The organism is Leisingera sp. G5_S3_59_S7, assembly GCF_054968485.1.
Map to the genome: position 1 here is coordinate 1 of NZ_JBQKUH010000012.1, position 20,736 is coordinate 20,736.

The 20,736-nt window shown below is 65.8% G+C and carries 21 protein-coding genes and 1 tRNA gene; 9 read left to right on the plus strand and 13 right to left on the minus strand.

The features are described 5' to 3' along the window. The 3 genes from ACTRWG_RS07860 to ACTRWG_RS07870 all read right to left on the minus strand — a co-directional run. The coding region (locus ACTRWG_RS07860; RefSeq protein WP_462829194.1) for an ABC-F family ATP-binding cassette domain-containing protein at nt 1–1,794 on the minus strand (1,794 nt) is incomplete at its 3' end. Between the two features lie 69 nt (nt 1,795–1,863). Beyond that, the gene (locus ACTRWG_RS07865) at nt 1,864–2,604 is read right to left on the minus strand and encodes a GNAT family N-acyltransferase (RefSeq protein WP_051357833.1); all 741 of its coding nucleotides are present in this window, start codon (nt 2,602–2,604) and stop codon (nt 1,864–1,866) included. Nucleotides 2,605–2,687: 83 nt separating this feature from the next. Continuing rightward, a complete protein-coding gene (locus ACTRWG_RS07870) occupies nt 2,688–3,161 on the minus strand; it encodes an outer membrane protein assembly factor BamE (RefSeq protein WP_027237313.1) in 474 nt (157 codons plus the stop codon). A 99-nt stretch (nt 3,162–3,260) separates the two neighbouring features. Here ACTRWG_RS07870 and ACTRWG_RS07875 point away from each other — a divergent pair, with 99 nt between their 5' ends. The 8 genes from ACTRWG_RS07875 to ACTRWG_RS07910 all read left to right on the plus strand — a co-directional run bounded on the left by ACTRWG_RS07875 (nt 3,261) and on the right by ACTRWG_RS07910 (nt 10,201). Continuing rightward, nucleotides 3,261–3,797 (plus strand): YceD family protein, encoded by a 537-nt coding sequence (locus tag ACTRWG_RS07875; RefSeq protein ID WP_259956656.1) that lies wholly within the window; start codon nt 3,261–3,263, stop codon nt 3,795–3,797. A 224-nt stretch (nt 3,798–4,021) separates the two neighbouring features. After that, entirely contained in the window at nt 4,022–4,228 is a 207-nt protein-coding gene (rpmF, locus tag ACTRWG_RS07880; protein ID WP_008558107.1) for a 50S ribosomal protein L32, read from the plus strand. A gap of 37 nt (nt 4,229–4,265) precedes the next feature. Then, nucleotides 4,266–5,378 (plus strand): phosphate acyltransferase PlsX, encoded by a 1,113-nt coding sequence (plsX, locus tag ACTRWG_RS07885; protein ID WP_027237311.1) that lies wholly within the window; start codon nt 4,266–4,268, stop codon nt 5,376–5,378. A gap of 16 nt (nt 5,379–5,394) precedes the next feature. Next, nucleotides 5,395–6,369: a beta-ketoacyl-ACP synthase III gene (locus ACTRWG_RS07890; RefSeq protein WP_027237310.1), complete on the plus strand. Its 975-nt coding sequence runs from the start codon at nt 5,395–5,397 to the stop codon at nt 6,367–6,369. A gap of 101 nt (nt 6,370–6,470) precedes the next feature. Further along, nucleotides 6,471–6,773, plus strand: coding sequence for an integration host factor subunit alpha (gene ihfA, locus ACTRWG_RS07895; protein WP_008207184.1), 303 nt, complete (start codon nt 6,471–6,473; stop codon nt 6,771–6,773). Nucleotides 6,774–6,790: 17 nt separating this feature from the next. Next, nucleotides 6,791–8,770 (plus strand): MerR family transcriptional regulator, encoded by a 1,980-nt coding sequence (locus ACTRWG_RS07900; protein WP_462829195.1) that lies wholly within the window; start codon nt 6,791–6,793, stop codon nt 8,768–8,770. A 149-nt stretch (nt 8,771–8,919) separates the two neighbouring features. Further along, nucleotides 8,920–8,996, plus strand: a tRNA-Pro gene (locus tag ACTRWG_RS07905). A 125-nt stretch (nt 8,997–9,121) separates the two neighbouring features. After that, nucleotides 9,122–10,201 (plus strand): 2'-deoxycytidine 5'-triphosphate deaminase, encoded by a 1,080-nt coding sequence (locus ACTRWG_RS07910; protein ID WP_260000115.1) that lies wholly within the window; start codon nt 9,122–9,124, stop codon nt 10,199–10,201. A gap of 124 nt (nt 10,202–10,325) precedes the next feature. On the opposite strand, the gene ACTRWG_RS07915 is transcribed toward ACTRWG_RS07910, so the two are convergent. Continuing rightward, nucleotides 10,326–10,823 (minus strand): Lrp/AsnC family transcriptional regulator, encoded by a 498-nt coding sequence (locus tag ACTRWG_RS07915; RefSeq protein ID WP_027237308.1) that lies wholly within the window; start codon nt 10,821–10,823, stop codon nt 10,326–10,328. 104 nt (nt 10,824–10,927) lie between these two features. On the opposite strand from ACTRWG_RS07915, the gene ACTRWG_RS07920 reads away from it, so the two are divergent. Then, entirely contained in the window at nt 10,928–12,079 is a 1,152-nt protein-coding gene (locus ACTRWG_RS07920) for an MFS transporter (protein WP_027237307.1), read from the plus strand. On the opposite strand, the gene ACTRWG_RS07925 is transcribed toward ACTRWG_RS07920, so the two are convergent. The 9 genes from ACTRWG_RS07925 to ACTRWG_RS07965 all read right to left on the minus strand — a co-directional run bounded on the left by ACTRWG_RS07925 (nt 12,054) and on the right by ACTRWG_RS07965 (nt 20,669). Next, nucleotides 12,054–12,254, minus strand: coding sequence for a hypothetical protein (locus ACTRWG_RS07925; RefSeq protein WP_027237306.1), 201 nt, complete (start codon nt 12,252–12,254; stop codon nt 12,054–12,056). The genes ACTRWG_RS07920 and ACTRWG_RS07925 overlap by 26 nt on opposite strands. A gap of 110 nt (nt 12,255–12,364) precedes the next feature. Then, entirely contained in the window at nt 12,365–13,042 is a 678-nt protein-coding gene (gene scpB / locus ACTRWG_RS07930) for an SMC-Scp complex subunit ScpB (protein ID WP_027237305.1), read from the minus strand. Then, entirely contained in the window at nt 13,042–13,836 is a 795-nt protein-coding gene (locus ACTRWG_RS07935; protein WP_027237304.1) for a segregation and condensation protein A, read from the minus strand. Before ACTRWG_RS07935 ends, scpB begins: the two co-directional genes overlap by 1 nt. Next, on the minus strand, nt 13,829–14,833 hold the full coding sequence (nagZ, locus tag ACTRWG_RS07940) for a beta-N-acetylhexosaminidase (RefSeq protein ID WP_462829196.1): 1,005 nt from the start codon (nt 14,831–14,833) through the stop codon (nt 13,829–13,831). Before nagZ ends, ACTRWG_RS07935 begins: the two co-directional genes overlap by 8 nt. A 117-nt stretch (nt 14,834–14,950) precedes the next feature. Continuing rightward, nucleotides 14,951–16,132, minus strand: a complete 1,182-nt coding sequence (locus ACTRWG_RS07945; protein WP_462829197.1) for an SPOR domain-containing protein — start codon at nt 16,130–16,132, stop codon at nt 14,951–14,953. A 118-nt stretch (nt 16,133–16,250) separates the two neighbouring features. Beyond that, on the minus strand, nt 16,251–17,996 hold the full coding sequence (gene argS, locus ACTRWG_RS07950) for an arginine--tRNA ligase (RefSeq protein WP_027237301.1): 1,746 nt from the start codon (nt 17,994–17,996) through the stop codon (nt 16,251–16,253). Nucleotides 17,997–18,182: 186 nt separating this feature from the next. Next, a complete protein-coding gene (locus ACTRWG_RS07955; protein ID WP_027237300.1) occupies nt 18,183–18,482 on the minus strand; it encodes a YciI family protein in 300 nt (99 codons plus the stop codon). Nucleotides 18,483–18,750: 268 nt separating this feature from the next. Then, a complete protein-coding gene (locus ACTRWG_RS07960; protein ID WP_027237299.1) occupies nt 18,751–19,143 on the minus strand; it encodes a GFA family protein in 393 nt (130 codons plus the stop codon). Between the two features lie 374 nt (nt 19,144–19,517). Further along, nucleotides 19,518–20,669, minus strand: coding sequence for a deoxyguanosinetriphosphate triphosphohydrolase (locus ACTRWG_RS07965; RefSeq protein ID WP_027237298.1), 1,152 nt, complete (start codon nt 20,667–20,669; stop codon nt 19,518–19,520). Nucleotides 20,670–20,736 lie beyond the last annotated feature (67 nt).

The window sequence follows — 20,736 nt, forward strand, 5'->3', positions numbered from 1 at the left end:
TTCCTCCAGCTCCAGCCATTCCTCCTCGGCCGCCGCCAGCTTTTCCTGCCGCTCCACCAGCGCCTCGGTGGCTTTCTTGAACTTCACCGGCTCGCGGGTGAACAGCTCCGGATCCGCCATCAGCTCCTGCAGCTTGCCGATCTCCGCCTCCAGACGCTCGATCTCGCCCGGCAACGCGTCCAGCCGGTGCTTTTCCTTGAAGCTGAGACCGTCCTTGGGCTGGCTCTCCTGCTTGGGCTTTGCCTTCGCAGTTTTCACCTTCTCAGGCCGCTCCGCAGTGTCCAGCGGGCCGCGCTGCGCGATGTAATCGCTCCAGCCGCCGGCATAGGCCGTGGCCCGCCCGTTGCCTTCCATCGCAATGGTGGTGGTCGCCACCCGGTCCAGAAAATCCCGGTCGTGGCTGACCAGCAGCACGGTGCCATCATAATTGTCCAAGAGCTCCTGCAGCAGGTCCAGCGTCTCCACATCCAGATCGTTGGTCGGTTCATCCAAAACCAGCAGGTTCGAGGACCGCGCCATCAGCCGCGCCAGCAACAGCCGCGCCTTCTCGCCGCCCGACAGCGACCGCACCGGCGCCCGCGCCTGGCGCTCGTCGAACAGGAATTCCTTGAGGTAGCCCACCACATGCTTGGGCTGGCCGCGCACCATCACCTGATCGGCCTTGCCGGAAATCCCCAGCAAGGGATCGGCGGTCAGGTTCTCCCACAGGGTCGAATCGCCATCCAGCTGGTCACGTGTCTGATCGAACAGGGCAATTTCCAGATTGGTGCCCAGCTGCACGGACCCCGCATCCGGCTCTTCCATCCCCAAAAGCATCTTCAAGAGCGTGGTCTTGCCCGCGCCATTCGGACCGACAAAGGCCACCCGGTCGCCGCGCTGCACCTTCAGCGAGAAATCCTTGACGATCTGCTTGCCGCCGAACGCCTTGCTCAAGCCTTCTGCCTCGATCACCTTGCGCCCGGACTTCGGCCCGGCTTCCAGCGCCATCTCCGCCGCGCCCTGCCGCTTGATCTGGGCAGAGCGTTCCGCCTTCAGGTCCTGCAGGGCCCGCACCCGGCCCATATTGCGCTTGCGGCGGGCCGAGATGCCCTCCACCGCCCAGCGGCTTTCCGACTTGATCAGCCGGTTCAGCTTGTGGCGCTGCATATCCTCGTCATCCCAGACCTTGTCGCGCCAGGCTTCGAAATGCTCAAACCCCTTCTCCTGCCGGCGCACCTCGCCGCGGTCGACCCATAGCGTCGCGCGGGTCAGCGCCCGCAGGAAGGCCCGGTCGTGGGAGATCAGCACAAACGCCGCGCGGGTCGCCTTCAGCTCATTCTCCAGCCAGGTGATCGCCTCGATGTCCAGGTGGTTCGTGGGCTCGTCCAGCAGCATCAGGTCCGGCGCTTCCGCCATGAGTTTGGCCAGTGCGGCGCGCCGCCGCTCGCCGCCAGAGGCGGTTTCCACCGGCCGTGCAGGATCGAATTTCAGCCCTTCGCCCGCGCGCTCCACCTTGTACATCTCGCCGGGGTCCAGTTCGCTGGCGGCAAAATCGCCCAAGGTCGCAAACCCCTCCATCTTCGGGTCCTGTTCCATGTAGCCCACGGATTTGCCCGGCGGCACCACGATATCGCCAGTGTCCGCTTCAACAAGCCCCGCCATCACCTTCATCAGCGTGGATTTTCCCGAGCCGTTGCGGCCCACCAGCGCCACCCGGTCGCCGGGCTGCACCACCAGATCGAGGTTCGAAAAAACCGGATCGCCCCCAAAGGTGAGGGAAATGCCGGACATCTGCAAAAGAGGAATACGTGCCATGCCAGCCAGCTACCCCGGTGGCAAAATCGCGTCAACGCTCCGCTTTCATCTTTCCGAAAATACTCAGAATCACCCGGCCACCGCCCGCAGCAGCCGTTTGCGGGCCTCCGGGATCGCCCCGATTTCCAGCCCGGTGAACACATGCAGCGTGTTCATCCGCCGGTCCACCACGGCGTGATCGCTGACCCGGCCGCCCATCGCCAGATAGGTCCGCAGCAGGGGCGGCATTGCCTGCAGCGCTTTCTTCATATCAGGCGCCTGCTGCAGCTCCGCAGCATAGCGGACCACCTCCGGCGCCTTTTCCCGCACCCGCCACTGCGGCGGCGCCAGGTGCCGCTGCCGCAGCAGCGCAAAAGCGTCCAGATACGGCCCGGCCGACGTGCCGGCAAAGGAGGAGCAGCCAAACAGCATCTGCACACCGCCCCTGTCGACAAACCCCGTGATTGCCCCCCAGGCAATGCGCAGGATGTCCGGGTCGTGCCAGTCCGGGTGGAGACAGAACCGGCCCAGCTCCGCCATCCGGCCCCCGGCGTCCTGAAGCCCATTCAAATCATAGAACTGCGCCGCATAGCTGCGCTCCAGCCCGCCGCCGCCCTCCATCACTAGCAGCCGGAAACAGCAGACCAGCGCGCCGGCCGCGGCGTGTTCGACCAGCACATGCGTGCACAGGCCGTCAAAAGCGTCGCAGTCTGTTCCAGAGGTCCGGAAGCACAGGGTGCGCAGGGCCTGCGCCGCGGCAACATCCGCCGCCCCGCAGGCAAGCCGGGCGCGGTACTGCCCCCTGCTCAGCAAAATGTCCGGCTCTGCCATGGCTGCCCCCTGCTGCAGGCCCGCGCTGCTGCTGCGGCCCGCATATGCTGACACAGACGCTGTAACACAGCCGTGAAGCCGGGCTATTCGGTGTTGAGGATCTGGCTGGGCCCGAAGTTGCCGAGGTTGCCCAGCAGCTGGCGCAGGAAGGTGCTGTCTTCCACCCCGGAGCTGGTCACCCGCCGCTCCAGCGGCACCACCTTGCCGTCTTCCAGACTGTAGCGGCGGATTCCCTCCACCACGCCTTGGGCGTCAAAGCTGATCGCCACAAGGTCCCGCGCCACCGGTTCCGGCGCAGCGGCGCCATAGTGGCGGAAGCGGGTTGCGACATAATAATAGCCGCTGTCGTTAAGCACACCGGTCGAGGTCGGGACGCCGATGGTTTCAGCCACCGAATCCCGGGTGTCGATGCCCGGCACCACCTCGGCCAGCTGACCCGGTGTCGGCACATAGCCATGCTTGCGGTAAACCGACGAACAGGCCGCCAGCGCCAGCCCGGCCGCCGCAAATACCGCGCCGCGCAGAACGGACTTGTAATGAAACGCCTTTGCAAACATGAGGGCCCCCCGAGCCGCGCCGCACAGCGCGGCTTGAATACGTCTTTCAACCCGATTACCTAATGACCGCTTCCGGTTCAAGAAACGAAAGTCCCCAACATGTCTGAGAGCACCGCATTGCGGGTGGCGGACCTGCCGCAGAACACCCCGACCGCCTTTGAAATCACTCCGGGCAAGGAGGAGCTGGCCGCCCTGGCCGCCGAGCTGGGGGTGAACGCCCTGCGCAAGGTCCGCTTCACCGGGGAGGTCAAGGCCATGGGCAAGCGCGACTGGCAGCTGACCGGCGCCCTGGGCGCCACAGTGGTGCAGGATTGCGTGGTGACGCTGGAGCCGGTGACCACCCGGATCGAGGAAAAGGTCAGCCTCACCTATGCGGCCCATTTCGAGACGCCGGAAGGCACCGAAGTGGAAATGCCCGAGGACGACAGCATCGAGCCGCTGGGCAGCCACATCGACCCGGCCGCGGTGATGGCCGAGGCGCTGGCGCTGCATATCCCCCCCTACCCGCGCAAAGACGGCGCCGAACTGGGCGAAGCGGTCTATGCCGAAGACGGCGTGGCGCCGATGCGGGACGAGGACACCAAGCCCTTTGCCGGACTCGCCGCCCTGCGCGGGCAGCTGAAAGATGAGGACTGAGGTCGGATTTTTCGCACATGCGGAAATTGCATCTGGCGCCAGGCGCTGCGCTGCCCTAAAAAACAGCTTGCGCCAGCGGAGATTCGCAGTATTTTCGCGCGCTCATCGGAATTTTTGGTTGGACAATGCTAAGGCAGGCGCCTAAACGCACGTCACACCGATCGAACAGAATGCAATCGCGCCGCGGGGATGGCCCCAAGGCCCAAACAGACAAAGGTTGAGACATGGCCGTCCAACAGAACAAAGTATCCAAATCGCGCCGCAACAACCGCCGCGCGCACGATGCACTGGTTGCTGCGAACCCGAACGAATGCGGCAACTGCGGCGAGCTGAAGCGCCCGCACCACGTGTGCCCGTCCTGCGGCCATTACGACGACAAAGAAATCGTCGCGGCAGCTGACGAAATCGAGATCGACGAGGACGCGGCGTAAGCCACGGACAGGATCCTGATGCCAGGCAGGCTTTCGCATGACGGGTAAACCCGCGAAAAATCAGGCAGAAGCCGGCCGCATCATCATTTCTGTTGACGCCATGGGCGGAGACGCCGGCCCCGCTGTTGTGGTGGCCGGCATTGCCATGTCGGCACAGAAGAACCCGGATATCGGGTTCATCCTGCACGGTCCTGCGGATCAGCTGACACCTTTGGTTGCCAAGAAGCGCGCCCTCAAGGGCCGCGTCGAGATCCGTGACGTCCGCGACGTGGTCACCATGGAGGACAAACCCTCTCAGGTGATGCGCAACGGCAAGGGCACCTCGATGTGGTCCGCGCTGGAAGCGGTCAAGAAAGGCGAGGCGGCGGGCGCTGTCTCCTGCGGCAACACCGGCGCGCTGATGGCGCTCAGCATGCTGCGCCTGCGCAAGCTGCCCGGCGTCAACCGCCCGGCCATTGCCATCCTGTGGCCGTCGCTGAACCCGCAGGGCTTCAACGTGATGCTGGATGTCGGCGCCGACGTGAAGGCGGATGCCGAGGACCTGCTGCAATATGCCCTGATGGGCACCTCTTATGTGCGCAATTCCATGGACATCACCTGCCCGCGGGTGGGGCTGCTGAACGTGGGCACCGAAGAGCACAAGGGCCGCGCCGAGCTGAAAGAGGCTTTCGGGCTGATTGCGGACAATGCGGCGCAGGCGAACTATGAGTTTGTGGGCTTTGTCGAGGGCAGCGACATTCCCGGCGATGCCGTGGATGTGATCGTCACGGACGGCTTTACAGGCAATGTGGCGATCAAGACCGGCGAAGGCACCGCCCGGGTGATGCGCACCGCGCTGCGCGAGGCGTTCCAGTACTCCTTCCTGTCCAAGATTGCGGCGCTGCTGGCGATGACCTCGCTCAAGCGGCTGTCCAAGCGGATGGACCCGCGACGGGTCAACGGCGGGGTGTTCCTGGGCCTCAACGGCACTGTGGTGAAATCCCACGGCGGCGCCGATGCCACCGGCGTTTCGGCGGCGGTGAAGCTGGCCTACCGCCTGGCTCAGCACGGATTCGCCGAAAAACTGGCCGCGCGGGTTGCATCTGCCGGCGCGCATACCCAAGATAATACTGCTGCCCGCGCCCTGCGGGCGGCCACCGATAAAGACTGAAATAGGCAGGCACCGGATGACGCGACGCGCGGTAGTTGTTGGCATAGGCCACTATCTCCCTGAACGGGTGGTTGAAAACGCGGAATTCGAGGCCTCACTGGACACGACGGACGAATGGATCCGTACCCGGTCCGGCATCGAACGCCGCCATTTCGCCGCTGAGGGAGAGACCACATCGGATATGGCTGCCAAGGCTGCTGAAGGCGCTTTGGCGGATGCGGGCCTGACGGCTGAAGATGTGGATGCCATCGTGGTGGCAACCTCCACCGCCGACCTCACCTTCCCCTCTGCCGCCACCATGGTGCAGTCCAAGCTGGGCATGACCAAGGGCTTTGCCTTTGACGTGCAGGCGGTCTGCGCGGGCTTTGTCTATGCGCTGAGCAACGCCAATGCGCTGATCGCCTCGGGCCAGGCGGAGCGGGTGCTGGTGATCGGCGCCGAAACTTTCAGCCGGATCATGGACTGGACCGACCGCTCCACCTGCGTGCTGTTCGGCGATGGCGCAGGCGCGCTGCTGCTGGAGGGCCAGGAGCTGGCGGGCACCAACAAGGACCGCGGCATTCTGGCAACCGACCTCAACTCGGACGGCCGCTACAAGGATCTGCTGTATGTCGACGGCGGCGTGTCGTCGACCCAGTCGACCGGCCACCTGCGGATGCAGGGCAACCAGGTGTTCCGCCACGCGGTCGAAAAACTCGCCTCTACCGCGAACACCGCACTGGACCGCGCCGGGCTGTCGGCGGCGGATGTGGACTGGATCGTGCCGCATCAGGCCAATATCCGCATCATTCAGGGCACCGCCAAGAAAATGGGCCTGAGCATGGACAACGTGGTTGTAACCGTGCAGGATCACGGCAACACCTCCGCGGCCTCCATTCCGCTTGCCCTGTCTGTCGGCAAAGAGCGCGGCCAGATCAAAGAAGGCGACCTGATCGTGACCGAAGCCATCGGCGGCGGTCTGGCCTGGGGCGCCGTTGTGCTGCGCTGGTAACCATTCCACCCGGATTCCCGCCCGAAACACCCCGCGCAATTCATTGATATTGACAGGGAATTTCCCTGCGCCCTATGCTTTGGCAAACAACGGGGATTGGTATGGGCGAAAAAACACTGACACGAATGGATTTGAGTGAAGCAGTTTTCCGGGAAGTAGGCCTGTCGCGCAACGAAAGCGCGCAGCTGGTGGAAAGCATGCTGCAGCATATGTCGGACGCCCTGGTGCGCGGTGAACAGGTGAAGATCTCCTCGTTCGGGACATTCAGCGTAAGGGACAAGTCTGCCCGGGTCGGGCGCAACCCGAAGACCGGCGAAGAAGTGCCGATTCAGCCGCGCCGCGTGCTGACCTTCCGGCCCTCCCACCTGATGAAAGACCGCGTGGCAGACGGCAACCGTAAATAAACGGGACCAATTGAGCCATGTCAAAATCACCGGACGCCTTCCGCACCATCAGCGAAGTTGCGGACTGGCTGGGCGTGCAGGCGCATGTCCTGCGCTTCTGGGAGAGCAAGTTCACCCAGGTTAAACCTGTAAAGCGCGCCGGCGGGCGCCGCTATTACCGGCCTGCGGATATGCGGCTGCTGGGCGGCATCAGGAAGCTGCTGCATGACGACGGGATGTCGATCAAGGACGTTCAGGCGCTGCTGCGCGAGCATGGCGCCGGCCATGTGGCGGAGTTCTCGCACCCGGTGGATGGGGCACCCGCCGACCGGCCCGCGGCGGTGCCGCCGGCGGACAAGCTGGGCGACAACTGGCAAAGCTCGCTGGAGCTGAGCCACGAGCAGGCGGCAGAGGAAGACTCCGGCTCCGATGCCAGCAATGTGGTCGGGTTCCCGCAACAGGCCGCCACCGCGGACGATATCCTGCAGGAACCGGCAGGCGCCCCTGCAGCGGTAGACCCTGCCGCCTCTGGCAGCGCCCCTGACAGTCCTGCTGACGGCATCCTGGACGCTGCCCCGGATGATGCGGCGGAGCCCGCCGCCGCCGCTGAGCCTGACAGCCCCGCCGGCCCAGCTGCCGCTGCGCCTGAGCCGCAGATGCGGATGGATCTGGCGCCGCCTGCCGCCGAGACCGGTACAGAGCACGAGACCGGGGCAGACACTGATCAACCCGCCCCCAGCGCCCCGGCTGCGCAACAGCCGCCAGCGGACAGCATCGCGCCCGCGGCCACGGAGGATTTCTCTGCCCCTGCCGTGGAAACGGAGGCCGCATCGCCGTGGAGCGGCGGCGCTGCAGAGGCCGCAGAAGACGCGCCCGAAGAAACCCGCCCGGCAGAAATCGCCCCGGACGACGGCGGCCAAGCCGCCCCGCCTGAACCCGCACCGGACAGCGGCTCTGTGCCGCTGGAGCAGCCTGCAGCGGCCGCAGATGAGGCCGTCCAGGAGGCTGCGCCGGAACCGCATGAAGATTTTCAGCCTCCTGCCGCAGGTGCTGGTTTTGACGAGGTTTCTGCCCAGGACGCCGCTGCCCCTGCGCCGGAGCAGGAGCAGCCGGACGCGCGGGACGTGTCAGATGCGGAGCCTGAAACCACGCCGGAGCAGGAGTTTCCTGCTGCCCCTGCCTCCGCCGCAGTGCCGCCGCCCGCGCACGACATGCCGGACTCAACAGAACCGGCGGACGTCTCAGATTGGACCGCCCAAGCGCCCGCCGCTGCAGACACTGCCGAACCGGACCCGCAGGCGGCGCCGGAGGATCTGACGGAGCCGGCACCTTTTGACCAGCCGGAGCACGCCGCTGCGCCGGAACCGTCCGCCGGATCTGAGCCGGCAGAGGCTCTGGACACCGTGGAAGAGCACAGGGCGGCAGAAGAGGCCGCCTGGGCCACAGAAGCCGCCCCGTTTGCCGCCCCCGGAACCGGGGCTGAGCCGGAACCGGCGCAGGACACTCTGGTTGCGGCGGCAGGCCTTCAGCCCGAAGAACCGCTGGACTTTGGCGGCAGCGGCGCAGAGCCTTTTGCCGCGTCGTTGCCGGAGGCCGAAGCGGACCCGGACCCGGCGGCCGATCCTGCGGCCGCCTTCCCGCCGCACGATCTGGACGAAGCCGCCCGGCAGGTGGATGCGCTGGAATTCGGCTCCGGCTTTGACCCCGAAGCGGATGCAGCCCCTGAGCCTGACCAGCCGCACGACAGCCTGGAGGCAGCTCCGGCCCCCGGACTAGTGCCCGAACAAGCGCCTGCGCCGGAGGATGCGGCAGAGGTGGAGAGAGCGGCAGACGCCCCTGCCCCTCGGCTGCCGCAGCCCGGTGTTCTGGCCCATCTGGCGGCCATCCGCAGCCTGCCGCCGCAGTCCGTGGCCGGGATTGCCGCCTGCGCCGATGAGCTGCGGGCCTTGGCCGCAAAAGATGCGGCTGCGGGGCCAACGCTTGAAACCGGCACCGCTTCCGGTCCGGAAATCACCTGATTTCCGGGCCGTTTCCCGTGCCCGGAACCGGCAGCCATAAGCATGCGGCTGCGCAACTGTCTCTGCCGGCAGGATTTCCGGGCGGATCGGTAAAAAATCTTGCCGCCCCCTCTTGCCCCTGCCGTGAAAACGGTTAGAAGGCTCTTCAACGGGCTATGGCGCAGCCTGGTAGCGCGTCCGTCTGGGGGACGGAAGGTCGCAGGTTCGAGTCCTGCTAGCCCGACCATTTGAAAAACGCCCGGGTGCTTCGGCACCCGGGCGTTTTCATATCCCGGCCTTGAATTGCCGATTGCGCAGCGGGGCCGATTGGGCCAGCATCGCCGGAAAATCCGGCGCGGGGAGGGACAGGAAATGACAGGCGTTTTGCCCAGCCAAACCATTGAAAACATGCTGGAGAGCGGGGACATCACCGTCAGTTCGCCGCTGGTGGAGGGCCAGGTGCAGCCCGCCAGCCTCGACCTGCGGCTGGGCACTGTGGCCTACCGGGTGCGGGCATCCTTTCTGGCAGGCCAGGGCCGAAGCGTCTCAGACCGCCTGACGGAATTCGAGATGCACCGCATCAGCCTGGACGGCGGCGCAGTGCTGGAAAAGGGCTGCGTCTATGTGGTGCCCTTGATGGAGGGGCTGGCGCTGCCGCAGGATGTCTCAGCGGTGGCCAACGCCAAAAGCTCGACCGGGCGGCTGGACCTTTTGACCCGCACCATCACCGATGGCGGCGAGGAGTTTGACCGGATCAAGCAGGGCTACACCGGGCCGCTTTACGCCGAGATCTGTCCGCGGTCGTTCTCGGTCCTGGTGCGTCCGGGCATGCGGCTCAACCAGATCCGGTTCCGCCGCGGCCAGGCGGTGCTGTCGGATGCGGAGCTGAAAATGCTGCACGCCGGCACGCCGCTGGTCGATGGCGAGGCGGTGATCGAGGACGGGCTGGGCTTTTCCGTTGATCTGAAACTGCCGGGCACCGATCTGGTCGGCTACCGGGCCAAGCCGCATACCGGCGTGATCGACCTGGACCGGATTGGCGAATACGACCCGCAGGAATACTGGGAGGAAGTGCGCACCAAGGATGGCCGCATCATTCTGGACCCCGGCGCGTTTTATATCCTGGTGAGCCGCGAGGCGGTGCATATCCCGCCTGCCTTTGCCGCCGAGATGGCGCCGTATCTGGCGATGGTGGGCGAATTCCGGGTGCATTACGCAGGGTTCTTCGATCCCGGCTTCGGTCATGACGCGGCGGGCGGCGCCGGTTCGCGCGGGGTGCTGGAGGTGCGCTGCCATGAGGCGCCGTTTGTGCTGGAGCACGGCCAGGTGGTGGGGCGTCTGGTCTATGAGAAGATGGCCGAGGTGCCGGAGCAGCTTTATGGTGCCGGGATTGCGTCGAACTACCAGGGCCAGGGGCTGAAGCTGTCCAAGCACTTCAAGACGCCTGCCTGATACCGGTTAGGGCAGCGCCCGTCCGAGGGCGGAAACGAAGTGCCCGCCCGTTTTACCGCAGGCAAACCTTCGGTTTGACGGGGCGGACGGGCACGGCCCGGCCTTCGGCCAGGCGGAGGATCAATTACTTCACCGGCCCGCCGTCTGCCAGATCCTCTGTCGTGCCCGCCTGCACTGGCCGGTCCAGATGGGTGGACAGCACCGTATAGGTGCGGGTGGCGCGCACGCAGCCGACCTCATAGATCCGGGCCAGCAAACCCTCCAGTGCCTTGGGCGAGGCGACGCGGACCTTGAGGATCAGGTTGGTGTCCCCGGCGGAGCTGTGAACCTCCTCCAGTTCCGGCATCTTTTGCAGCGCCAGCAGATCCGTGGTCACGCCCCAGCCCTCGGTATCCACGTGAATGAAGGCCAGGAGCGGCTTGCCCACCGCGGCGCCGTCGAGCCGCGCAATGGTTGCCTCAATCGCGCCGGACGCCCGCAGCCGCTTGACCCGTTCGTGCACCGCGGGCGCCGACAGCCCGACCTGCTGGCCGATGGCAGCGTAGGAGCGCGTCGCGTCCTGGCTCAGCGCGCCTAATATTTTTCGGTCCAAAGCGTCCAGCGCACGGGTGCTCCCAGCCATTTTCCGAACTCCATCTGTTTTTCCTACCGCCTTGGCTGCACGCCCTTCACAGAACCACATTCAGCACATAGCAAATTTACCTGAACATTTTTCAAGGTAAACCCATGCGAACCCCGATTCTGATCCTGATGAGCGCAATTGGCGTGATTGGTGCAAACTCGCTGCTGCTGTCGCCGGTGGTCACGGCTGTCAGCCAAACCCTGAATGCCACCACGGCAGAGGTGATGCGGGCGGCCAGCGCCTATGGGCTGGGAGTGGCCGCCGCAGCACTGCTGCTGGCACCGCTGGGGGACCGTATCGGCGCGGGGCGGCTGCTGCGCGCCGCGCTCTTGCTGCTGGGTGCCGGGCTGGGTGCCAGCGCCGCGGCGCCGGATGTCTGGACGCTGATGGCGGCGCAGGCGGTCTGCGGGCTGGCCGCCGGCGCCGCCCTGCCCTCGATCTACACTCTGGCGATGGTGATTGCCCCCAAGGGGCGCGAGTCGCGGGTGCTGGGGCTGGTGCTGTCGGGCTGGACGGTTTCGCTGGTGCTGGGCGTCAGCGTCAGCGCCTGGGCCACCGACCTGGCAGGCTGGCGCGCGGTCTATGGCACGCTGGCGGGTGTGGCGCTGCTGCTTTGGGCCGCTGCGGCCCGGCTGCGCGGCGCCGGCAGCCCCAGCGGCCAGGCCACCTCGCCGCTGACGGCCCTGCGGGTGCCGGGGATTGTCCGCGGGCTGCTGTCCACCGCGCTGATGATGCTTGGGTTTTACAGCAGTTATTTCTTCACCGGCGCGCATATCACCGAAGACCTGGGGCTGAGCATTACCCAAGCCGGGCTGCTGCCGCTGTTTTATGGCACCGGGTTCGGGCTGGCGGTGTTGCTTGATCCGCTGCTGGACCGGCTGGGCCTGGCGCGCGCAACGCCGCCGGTGTTCCTGGCTGTCACGGCCAGCTACCTGCTGATGATGGTTTGGGCGGACAGCTATGGGCTGCTGCTGGGGCTGGCGGTGCTGTGGGGAATTGGCCAGCATCTGGCGCTGAACCTTGTGGTGGCGCGAGTGACGCTGCTGGACCCAGGCCAGCGCGGCGCCATTATGGGGCTGTTCAGCACCGTGACGTACCTGTGTGTCTTTGCAGCGCCTTTCACCGGCGCGGCTGCCTATGCCGTCTGGGGGCTGGCGGGCTGCCTGGGCGTGTCGGCGCTGCTGTCGGCCTGCGCCGCGCTGGAGGCGCTTGGCCTCAAACCGGCAGCCCCTAGCGCTGGCGGCGCCCCTGCTTGACGGAAGGAATGCGAGAGCGGCCCGCCTGCTGCACCGGCGGGGCGCTGTGTCCCTGACTGCGGCTCTGCTGCTTGCTGCGCCTGGCAACGGCGTTGATGCCTGCGTTGACACCGGCACCCACTGCTCGGCTGACCAGCCGCCGCAGCACCATGTTGACGATCCAGTTGATATTCATGGCTATGCCCCATGCTTTGCCCTGCCTGGGACCGTACCTCCAGATTGAGACCATTTCGGGGCATAAAGCGTGCGCAGGGCAAGCATCCGGCAACTGCCGCTGCCGGGGCATCACTCCTCGAACAGTTCCGCCTGTTCTTCCGCCTCGTCGTCCTCGTCGCCGCTCTGGCCCAGCGGCAGGCTGCCCGGCGGCGGGCGGTTCTCCAGCAGGCCCGCGGCACGCAGCTCTTTCAGGCCCGGCAGGTCGCGGGCGCTTTCCAGGCCGAAGTGGTCGAGGAAATCCGGCGTCACCACAAATGTCACCGGGCGGCCCGGCGTCATCCGGCGGCGGCCCAGACGGATCCAGTTCATCTCCATCAGCTGGTCGATGGTGCCGCGCGACACCGAGACGCCGCGGATCTCCTCGATCTCGGTGCGGGTGACCGGCTGATGATAGGCAACGATGGCCAAGGTTTCGATCGCGGCTCGGCTGAGCTTGCGCAGCTCGGTGGTTTCCTTCTGCATCAGGAATCCCAGGTCCGGCGCGGTGCGGATTGCCCAGGCATCGCCCAGGCGCACCACCCGCACGCCGCGGCCCTCATATCGCTTGCGCAGATGCTCCACCGCCTCGCGCGGGTTGCAGCCATGCGGCATCCGCCCTTCCAGATCGCGCAGGGTGACAGGCTCGGCGCTGGCAAACAGCACCGCTTCCACCATCCGCTCCTGCTCCGCCATCGGCGGGGCATCGAAAAGCGTGTCATTGTCATCGGGGATGGGAGCGCCCTGGCTGTCCATAAGCTGGTCTTCCATCAGGTATCCTCGTTCAGGCTGCGCAGCTGGATCGGCGCAAATGTTTCGCTCTGGCGCAGTTCAAGCCTGCCTTCCTTGACCAGCTGCAGCGAGGCGGCAAAGGTCGCCGCGGTGGCCGACCGCCGCTTGACCGGGTCGCTGTGCCAGCCGTCCGGCAGGTAGCTGATCAGATCGGTCCAATCGCCGGTAAAGCCCAAGAGGTGGCGCATCCGGTCCAGCGCCTCCTCCATGGTGAAGACCGAGTCGCGGTCCATCACAAAGGGGCGGAAATCCTCCTTGGTGCGGATGCGGGCATAGGCCTGCATCAGATCCAGGAGGTTGGCAGTATAAGTAACGGTCTTGATCCGGGCGACGGTTTCCACCTCGCCGCGGGCAAAGAAGTCGCGGCCCAGCCGGTCGCGCCCCATCAGCCGCGCCGCAGCGTCGCGCATCGCCTGCAGGCGCTCCAGCTGGAACGCCAGGTGGGCGGCCAGTTCCTCGCCCGAGGGGCCCTCCTCCTCCGGGTCGGGGGGCAGCAGCAGGCGGGATTTCAGGAAGGCCAGCCAGGCCGCCATCACCAGATAGTCGGCGGCAAGCTCGATCCGCAGCTCCTTGGCCTTTTCGACAAAGGCCAGGTACTGCCGGGCCAGCTCCAGCACGGAGATTTTGCGCAGGTCCACCTTCTGGGTGCGCGACAGGGTCAAGAGCAGGTCCAGCGGACCTTCGAAGCCGTCCACATCCACGATCAGGGCCTCGGCCGCCAGCCGTTCCTCTACCGATGTGTCCGCGTCTGAAAAGAGTGTCTGCTCAGCCATACACCTGCCCGCCCATGAGGGCGGCAAGTTCGTCTTCGGCGGCCTGAATGTCAAGATCCGCAGGGGGTTTGCGGGCAGCCAGCGCGCGGTCTGCGCGGGTTTGCGCTGCCTCTGACATGCTCCCTGCGGCCTCTGCCACCGCGACGCGATCCTCTAGCGGGGCGTTGCACAACAGGACCACGTCGCAGCCTGCCGCCAGCGAGTCACGTGTGATATCCGTCAGCGAGCCCTTGAGCGCCTTCATCGAAATATCATCCGTCATCACCAGCCCGTCAAAACCGATTTGCTCGCGGATCAGCTGCATCATCACCGGCGAGGTGGTGGCCGGGCGGCTGTCGTAGGCGTCATAGACCAGATGCGCGGTCATCCCCAGCGGCAGATCGTTCAGCGCGCGGAAGGCAGCGAAATCGGTTTGCTCCAGCAGGTCCGGGGTGCTGGCCACATGCGGCAGGTCCAGATGGCTGTCGGCAGTGGCGCGGCCGTGGCCGGGAATGTGCTTCAGCACCGGCAGCACGCCGCCGTCCAGATGCGCCTGCGCCACCGCGCGGCCGATCGCGGCCACGGCCGGCGCGTCCTCGCCGTAACAGCGGTTTTTCAGGAACTCATGAGTGTCCGCGCAGGCCACATCGGCAATCGGGGCGCAATTGCTGTCGATCCCGAGGCCGTGCAGCTCATCCGCGATCAGGCGGTAGCGCAGGTACATGGCGCGTTCGGCGCCGGCGCCCGCCCGCTGCACATGCTCCAGCGGCGGCAGCCACTCCCGCCCCAGCGGGCTGCGCAGGCGCTGCACCCGGCCGCCCTCCTGGTCGATGGTGATCGGGCAGTTGCGCCCCACCGCCTCGCGGAAGTCGTTGCACAGGGCGCGGACCTGACCGGCATCTGCGATGTTGCGGGCAAACAGGATAAAGCCGAAGGGATCGGCATCGCGGAAGAACGCCTTTTCATCTGCGCTCAGGCGCAAGCCGTCGGCGTCGAGGATGGTGGCTCCAAAAGTCATGAGTGTACCCTATCGCCCCCTTGAATCCGGGAGGGCGGCGCCCGGCCCGGGGTGGGTGCAAAGCGCCCGCCCTGGGGGCGGGTCGGGCGCTGCCCGGCCTGGCGGCCGGGCGGTTCGTTACCGTGTGGTTACCGGAATGCAGTCGGCATTGCCAGCCACCAGCGCCGAGCAGAAGCGGCGGGCGTCCGACAGGCCCGCAAAGCCCATCGCCCGCAGCCGGTAGAAGGTGCGGCCGCCGCTTTCGGCGCGCTGGATCACCCGTTGTTTGCCTTCCAGGTAATCGGCAAAGCGGGCATGGATGCGGTCCCATTCGGCGCGCGCGACTTCCGGGCTCTCATAGGCGCCGAGCTGCGCCAGCCGTGTGCCGGCCGGCAGGGTGGCCGGGTCGACATCGACAGTTGCGGCCCGCGCTGCCGGTGCGGCTGCGGCCGGAGCGGGGCTGAACCTTGCGGGCCGGGCCGATGGCCGCAGCGAGACTTTGACGCCGGGCGCGTTCAGGACGGCAGGCGACGGCGCTGCTGCGGCCAAACCCGGCTTCAGCGGTTCCGGCTGCACGATGGCAGGCGCCTGCGCCGAGGCAGGCACCGCAGCCGACAGCGTTTCCGCCTCGCGGGCAAGCTCGGCAACCAATGCGTCGATATCGCCGTTCTGGAAAGAGGCCACCGCGTCATCGCTGACACCGGGGCCTTCGGACGCCCCCGGCTCTGCCGGAACGGCCGGAAGCTCTGCCGGGGCGGTTTCAGCGGCCAGCTGCGGCAGCGGTTTGTCGTCCTCTGTCAGCCGGATCGCGGGCGGTGCCAGGGTCAGCCGGTCAGCCGGTGCCTCAGCGCTGCCGCTGGCGGCCACCGCATTCACCGCCAGGCCCTGATGATCTGCCTGGGAGCCGCCCGGATTCGCGGGCTGTTCGCGCATCGGGCCTTCGGCTGCGCGCACCACCGGCACGCCGCTGACATCGCGCATCACCAGCTTGTAGCCCCAGAAGCCAACCCCTGCGACCAGCGCGATCGAGGCCGCGGCGCCCAGCAGGCTCAGCGTTTTGGAGAATCGCGCCCGCAGCCCGGCGGGCGCAGCGAAAGCAGCGTAATCCTGCGCATCATAGCCCTGGCCGTCAGGCTGGTACCCGTAGGCGGCATCCTCGTAACCGTAAGCCGGTTCCGCTCCCGGACCTGTGTATTGCTGACCTGTAAGATGCTGATCGGAGTACTGCTGCCCGTAAGAGCCGCCAGTTGCGGTGTCCTGCTGCTGAACACCGCCCTGTGTATAGGCGTGCCCTTGGCCCGCCTGCGCAAAATACGCCATTGTCCGCCTCACTGCCCGGTTTGGCAGCGCCGAAACAGCGCTGCGCCCCAAGTCTCTTGAACTGCCTCATTCCGGCGGATGTGCAATTTACACCGCAGGGGCACCCGCCCCGTTTTGGTTATCGCATCTCTTCTGCCGGTTTCACGCCAAGAATACCAAGACCTGCCGAAATGACAACGGAAACGGCCTTGGCCAGGGCCAAATTCGCATGTGTTGCCGATTGGCTGCTCTCGTTAACAAATCGTAAACCTTCTTGCGATTTTCCGAGGTGGTACAGCCCGTGCAGCTCCGACGCCAGGTCGTAAAGATAGAAGGCCACACGGTGCGGCTCATGGGTGCGGGCGGCGATTTCCACCTGGCGCGGCCACTCGGCCAGCTTCTTGGCCACCGCCAGCTGCGCCGGGTCGGCGATCAGGCTGAGGTCGGCAGCCTTCAGCGCGGCATCATCCGCGGTGATGTTTTGTTCCGCCGCCTTGCGCAGGGTGGAGCAGATCCGGGCGTTGGCGTATTGCACGTAAAACACCGGGTTGTCCTTGGACTGCTCCAGCGCCTTATCGAGGTCGAAGTCGAATCCCTGGTCGTTCTTGCGGGTCAGCAGCATGAAGCGGGTGACGTCGGGGCCGACGGCATCGACCACATCGCGCAGGGTGACAAAGGTCCCTGCCCGCTTGGACATCTTGAATTCCTGGCCGTCCTTGAACAGCTTCACCAGCTGGCACAGCTTGATGTCCAGCGGTACCTTGCCATCGGACAGCGCCGACACCGCCGCCTTCATCCGCTTGACGTAACCGCCGTGGTCGGCGCCGAAGATGTCGATCAGCTCGTCAAAGCCGCGCTCCACCTTGTCGTAGTGATAGGCGATGTCCGGCGCGAAATAGGTCCAGGAGCCATCGGATTTCTTCACCGCCCGGTCGACGTCGTCGCCGTGATCGGTGGATTTGAACAGGGTCTGCTCGCGCGGCTCCCAGTCGTCCGGCTTCTTGCCTTTCGGCGGCTCCAGCACGCCCTGATAGATCAGCCCCTTGGCCTCCAGCGCCTTCAGCGCCGCCTCGATCTTGCCGGTGCCATAGAGGGATTTCTCGGAATAAAACACGTCCATTTCGATGCCAAGCTGGGCCAGATCCTCGCGGATCAGCGCCATCATCGCATCGGTGGAAAACGCGCGCACCTCTGCCAGCCAGACCTCTTCCGGCTGATTCAGATAGGCGTCGCCCACCTTGTCCTTCAGCGCCTGGCCGACGGGAACCAGATAGTCGCCGGGATAGGTGCCGTCGGCAAAGGCGATCTCCTGGCCGTGCGCCTCCAGGTAGCGCAGGTAGACAGAGCGCGCCAGCACGTCGACCTGGCCGCCGCCGTCGTTGATGTAATATTCGCGGGTGACGTCATAGCCGGCATAGGCCAGCAATGCCGCCAGCGCATCGCCAAACACCGCACCGCGGGTATGGCCCACGTGCAGCGGGCCGGTCGGGTTGGCGGAGACATATTCGACGTTCACGCGCTTGCCCGCGCCAAAGTCAGAGCGGCCGTAATCCGTGCCTGCGTCCAGGACGGATTTCAGCACCCCCTGCCAGATGCCGGGTGCCAAGCGCAGGTTGAGGAAACCGGGGCCTGCAACTTCGGCGCTGGTGATCCGGTCATCCGCTGCCAGCTTGGCCGCCAGCATCTCGGCAATGTCGCGCGGTTTCATTTTCGCGGGCTTGGCCAGCACCATCGCCGCGTTGGTCGCCATGTCGCCGTGGGCGGCATCGCGCGGCGGCTCCACCGCGACATTGGCAAAATCAAGCCCCTCGGGCAGCGCGCCCTCGCCGGTCATGGCGGTCAGGCTTTCAATCACAAGCGTGCGGATATCGGTAAAGAGGTTCATATCTGGCGTCCCATATGTTCAGCACAGCGGATACCGGGGGCTGCAGGAAGGGTCAACAGCATTGCAGGGGCAGCCCGCGGCCTCAGGCGGAGCGCTCCGGAAAATTCAAATTTTCCGGCCATTTTTCCGCGCCGGAAATATGCGCCGCCGCTGCGGCGCGCGCCGTCTGGCCTGGCCGCCGGCGGATCAGGACAAAATGCCCTGAACGGCTGAGGCGGTGCCCCATTCCGTGATCGTGTAACGGCGCAGAGAGGCAACGTAATACGGGTCCTGCAGGATCAGCCGCTCGACATCCTGCCGGGTTTCGGCCTCCACATTCCAGATCGCGCCGGGAAAGTCCTGCATCGGCCGCATCGCCAGCGCGCCGCCGATCTGCAATTCAGGATGGGCGCGCACGTAGGCGATATGCGCCTCACGCCGCTTCCTGTCGCCGCGCACCCGGTCCATCTCGGGCTTGTCTGTAAATGTGACGGTCCAGCGTGCCATGGCTTTTCCCTTGCTGCTCCGTTTGCGGATACCGCCGATGCCCCGCGGCGTCATAGGGCCAGATCATAGCACGGCTTACGGCCAATTTGGCGGAGCTTCAGAAAACCCGGTGATGACCGGCAGGACACACCAGATAGGTCTGCGCCTGCCTGGGCTGGCGCGAATGCCCCCCCCCCTGAGCACGCAGGGCGGGCAATTTGCCCACCACCCCGTTCCGGTTTTCCTACCGCGCGCGGCGGGCGCAATCGCCCGCCCTACGCTGCCATACCTAAACCGGATGCCCCTGCGACTGCTTTGCACCGTCGCAGATTTCGTACCAACTGGGCTTCTCGCCCACAAACTCATGAAAGCTGTTTGCCACCTCCAGCACCCCATCCAGCGCGTTTGCGGCGATGGGGAAGCTCTCCTCCTCCGACAGGATCTCCCCCAGCGAGCTGCCGCAGATCCGGCAGAAACAGCGGCCGTTCTTATAGGGCGGCGCGGGCTGGTACAGCGCCACCTCCTCTTTGCCGGAAACCCAGCGCAAGTCGTCCTTTTTCACAAAGACAATAGTGCTGGCCCCGGCCTTGCGGCAGCGGGAGCAATGGCAGGTGCCCATCAGCGCGGGCTGCGCCAGCAGCTCAAATTTCACGGCACCGCAACAGCAGCTTCCCTCAATCATTCCAGCGTTCCTTCATATCACCCAATGATTAAGAACATTACAGGAACATTCACAGGCAAACAAGGCGCCCGCCCCCGTTGCGCCGCGGCCGCCAGCACCGTACGCCCCGCTAGCGCGGGTTTAACCGGAAGCTGCGAAGATCCCTCCCGCTGCAGCACATGGCGCGGGTCTGGCACCCCGCGCGAACAGGAGACCAGGGCCCCAAAGACCACCTCGGCAAAAGGTGCAGGGGCGTCTGACGGATGAAGCTTTTGACCGGACCCGGGGCGCGCTGGCGTTCCGGCCCTATCCTCCGCCCCTGTTGGCGGCGCCGCCATCCCTGCCCTGCCGATGAACGGCACTGGCGAAAGGAAAGAAACAGCAGCCGGAAGCCCTTATACCTCGACCTTCACCCCGATCAGCCGTTCATGCTGCTGCAGGGCGAAACGGTCGGTCATGCCGGCGATATAGTCCGACACGATCCGCGCCAGCGCGGTGCGGTCTTCGGCTGCGGCAATGTCGGCGTGCCAGCGCTCCGGCATCTCCAGCGGATTGTCCAGAAAGTAGGGGAAAAGCGCCTCCACCACCTTGGCGACCTTGGCGCGCTTCTCCATCACTGATGGCGCGCGGTACATGCGCGTGAACAGGAAGGCGCGGATGTCCTTCAGGTCGCGCCACAAGGGATCGGAGAATTTCACCACCGGCTGCCCCAGCGCACGGACTTCCTCGACGCTCTGGACGCCGGTTTCTGCCAGCAGGGCGCGGGCGGTGTCGATCACGTCGCTGACCATCACACCGAAGAACCGGCGCAGCGCCTCGTGGCGGCGGCGGTTCGGGTCGAGGCCGGGATAGAGCCGGTCCACCTCGCCATAGGCCTTGTCCAGCAGCGGCAGGCGGGCCAGGTCATCGTCGGTGAACAGACCGGCGCGCAGCGCATCATGCAGGTCGTGGTTGTTATAGGCGATGTCATCGGAAAGCGCCGCCACCTGCGCCTCGGCGCTGGCGTGGGTGTGCAGTTCCAAATCGACCTCGGCGTTGCATTCGGCCAGCGCCCAGGGCAGCTCCCCCACCACCGGGCCGTTGTGTTTGGCAATCGCTTCAAGGGTTTCCCAGGTGAGGTTCAAGCCGTCGAACGCGGCATAGTGCCTCTCCAGACGGGTGACGATGCGGATCGCCTGAGCGTTGTGGTCAAAGCCGCCGTAGGGTTCCATCAGCGCATGCAGCGCGTCCTCGCCGGTGTGGCCGAACGGCGTGTGGCCCAGGTCATGCGCCAGCGCCACCGCCTCTGTCAGCTCCTGATTCAGCCCCAGCGCGCCGGCAATGGTTCGGCCCACCTGCCCCACCTCTATCGAATGGGTCAGTCGGGTGCGGTAGTTGTCGCCCTCATGCTCCACAAATACCTGGGTCTTGTGCTTGAGCCTGCGGAAAGCGCTGGCATGGATAATCCGGTCGCGGTCGCGCTGATAGGGCGAGCGGAAGGAGCTTTCCTCCTCCGGAACCTGCCGCCCGCGGCTGCGGTCGGGCATCGTGGCAAAAGGCGCATGCATATCAAATCTTTTCCTTGGCAAATCTTGCTGCCTGGATTGCACCTTTCTATATAATGTCTTGCGCTGC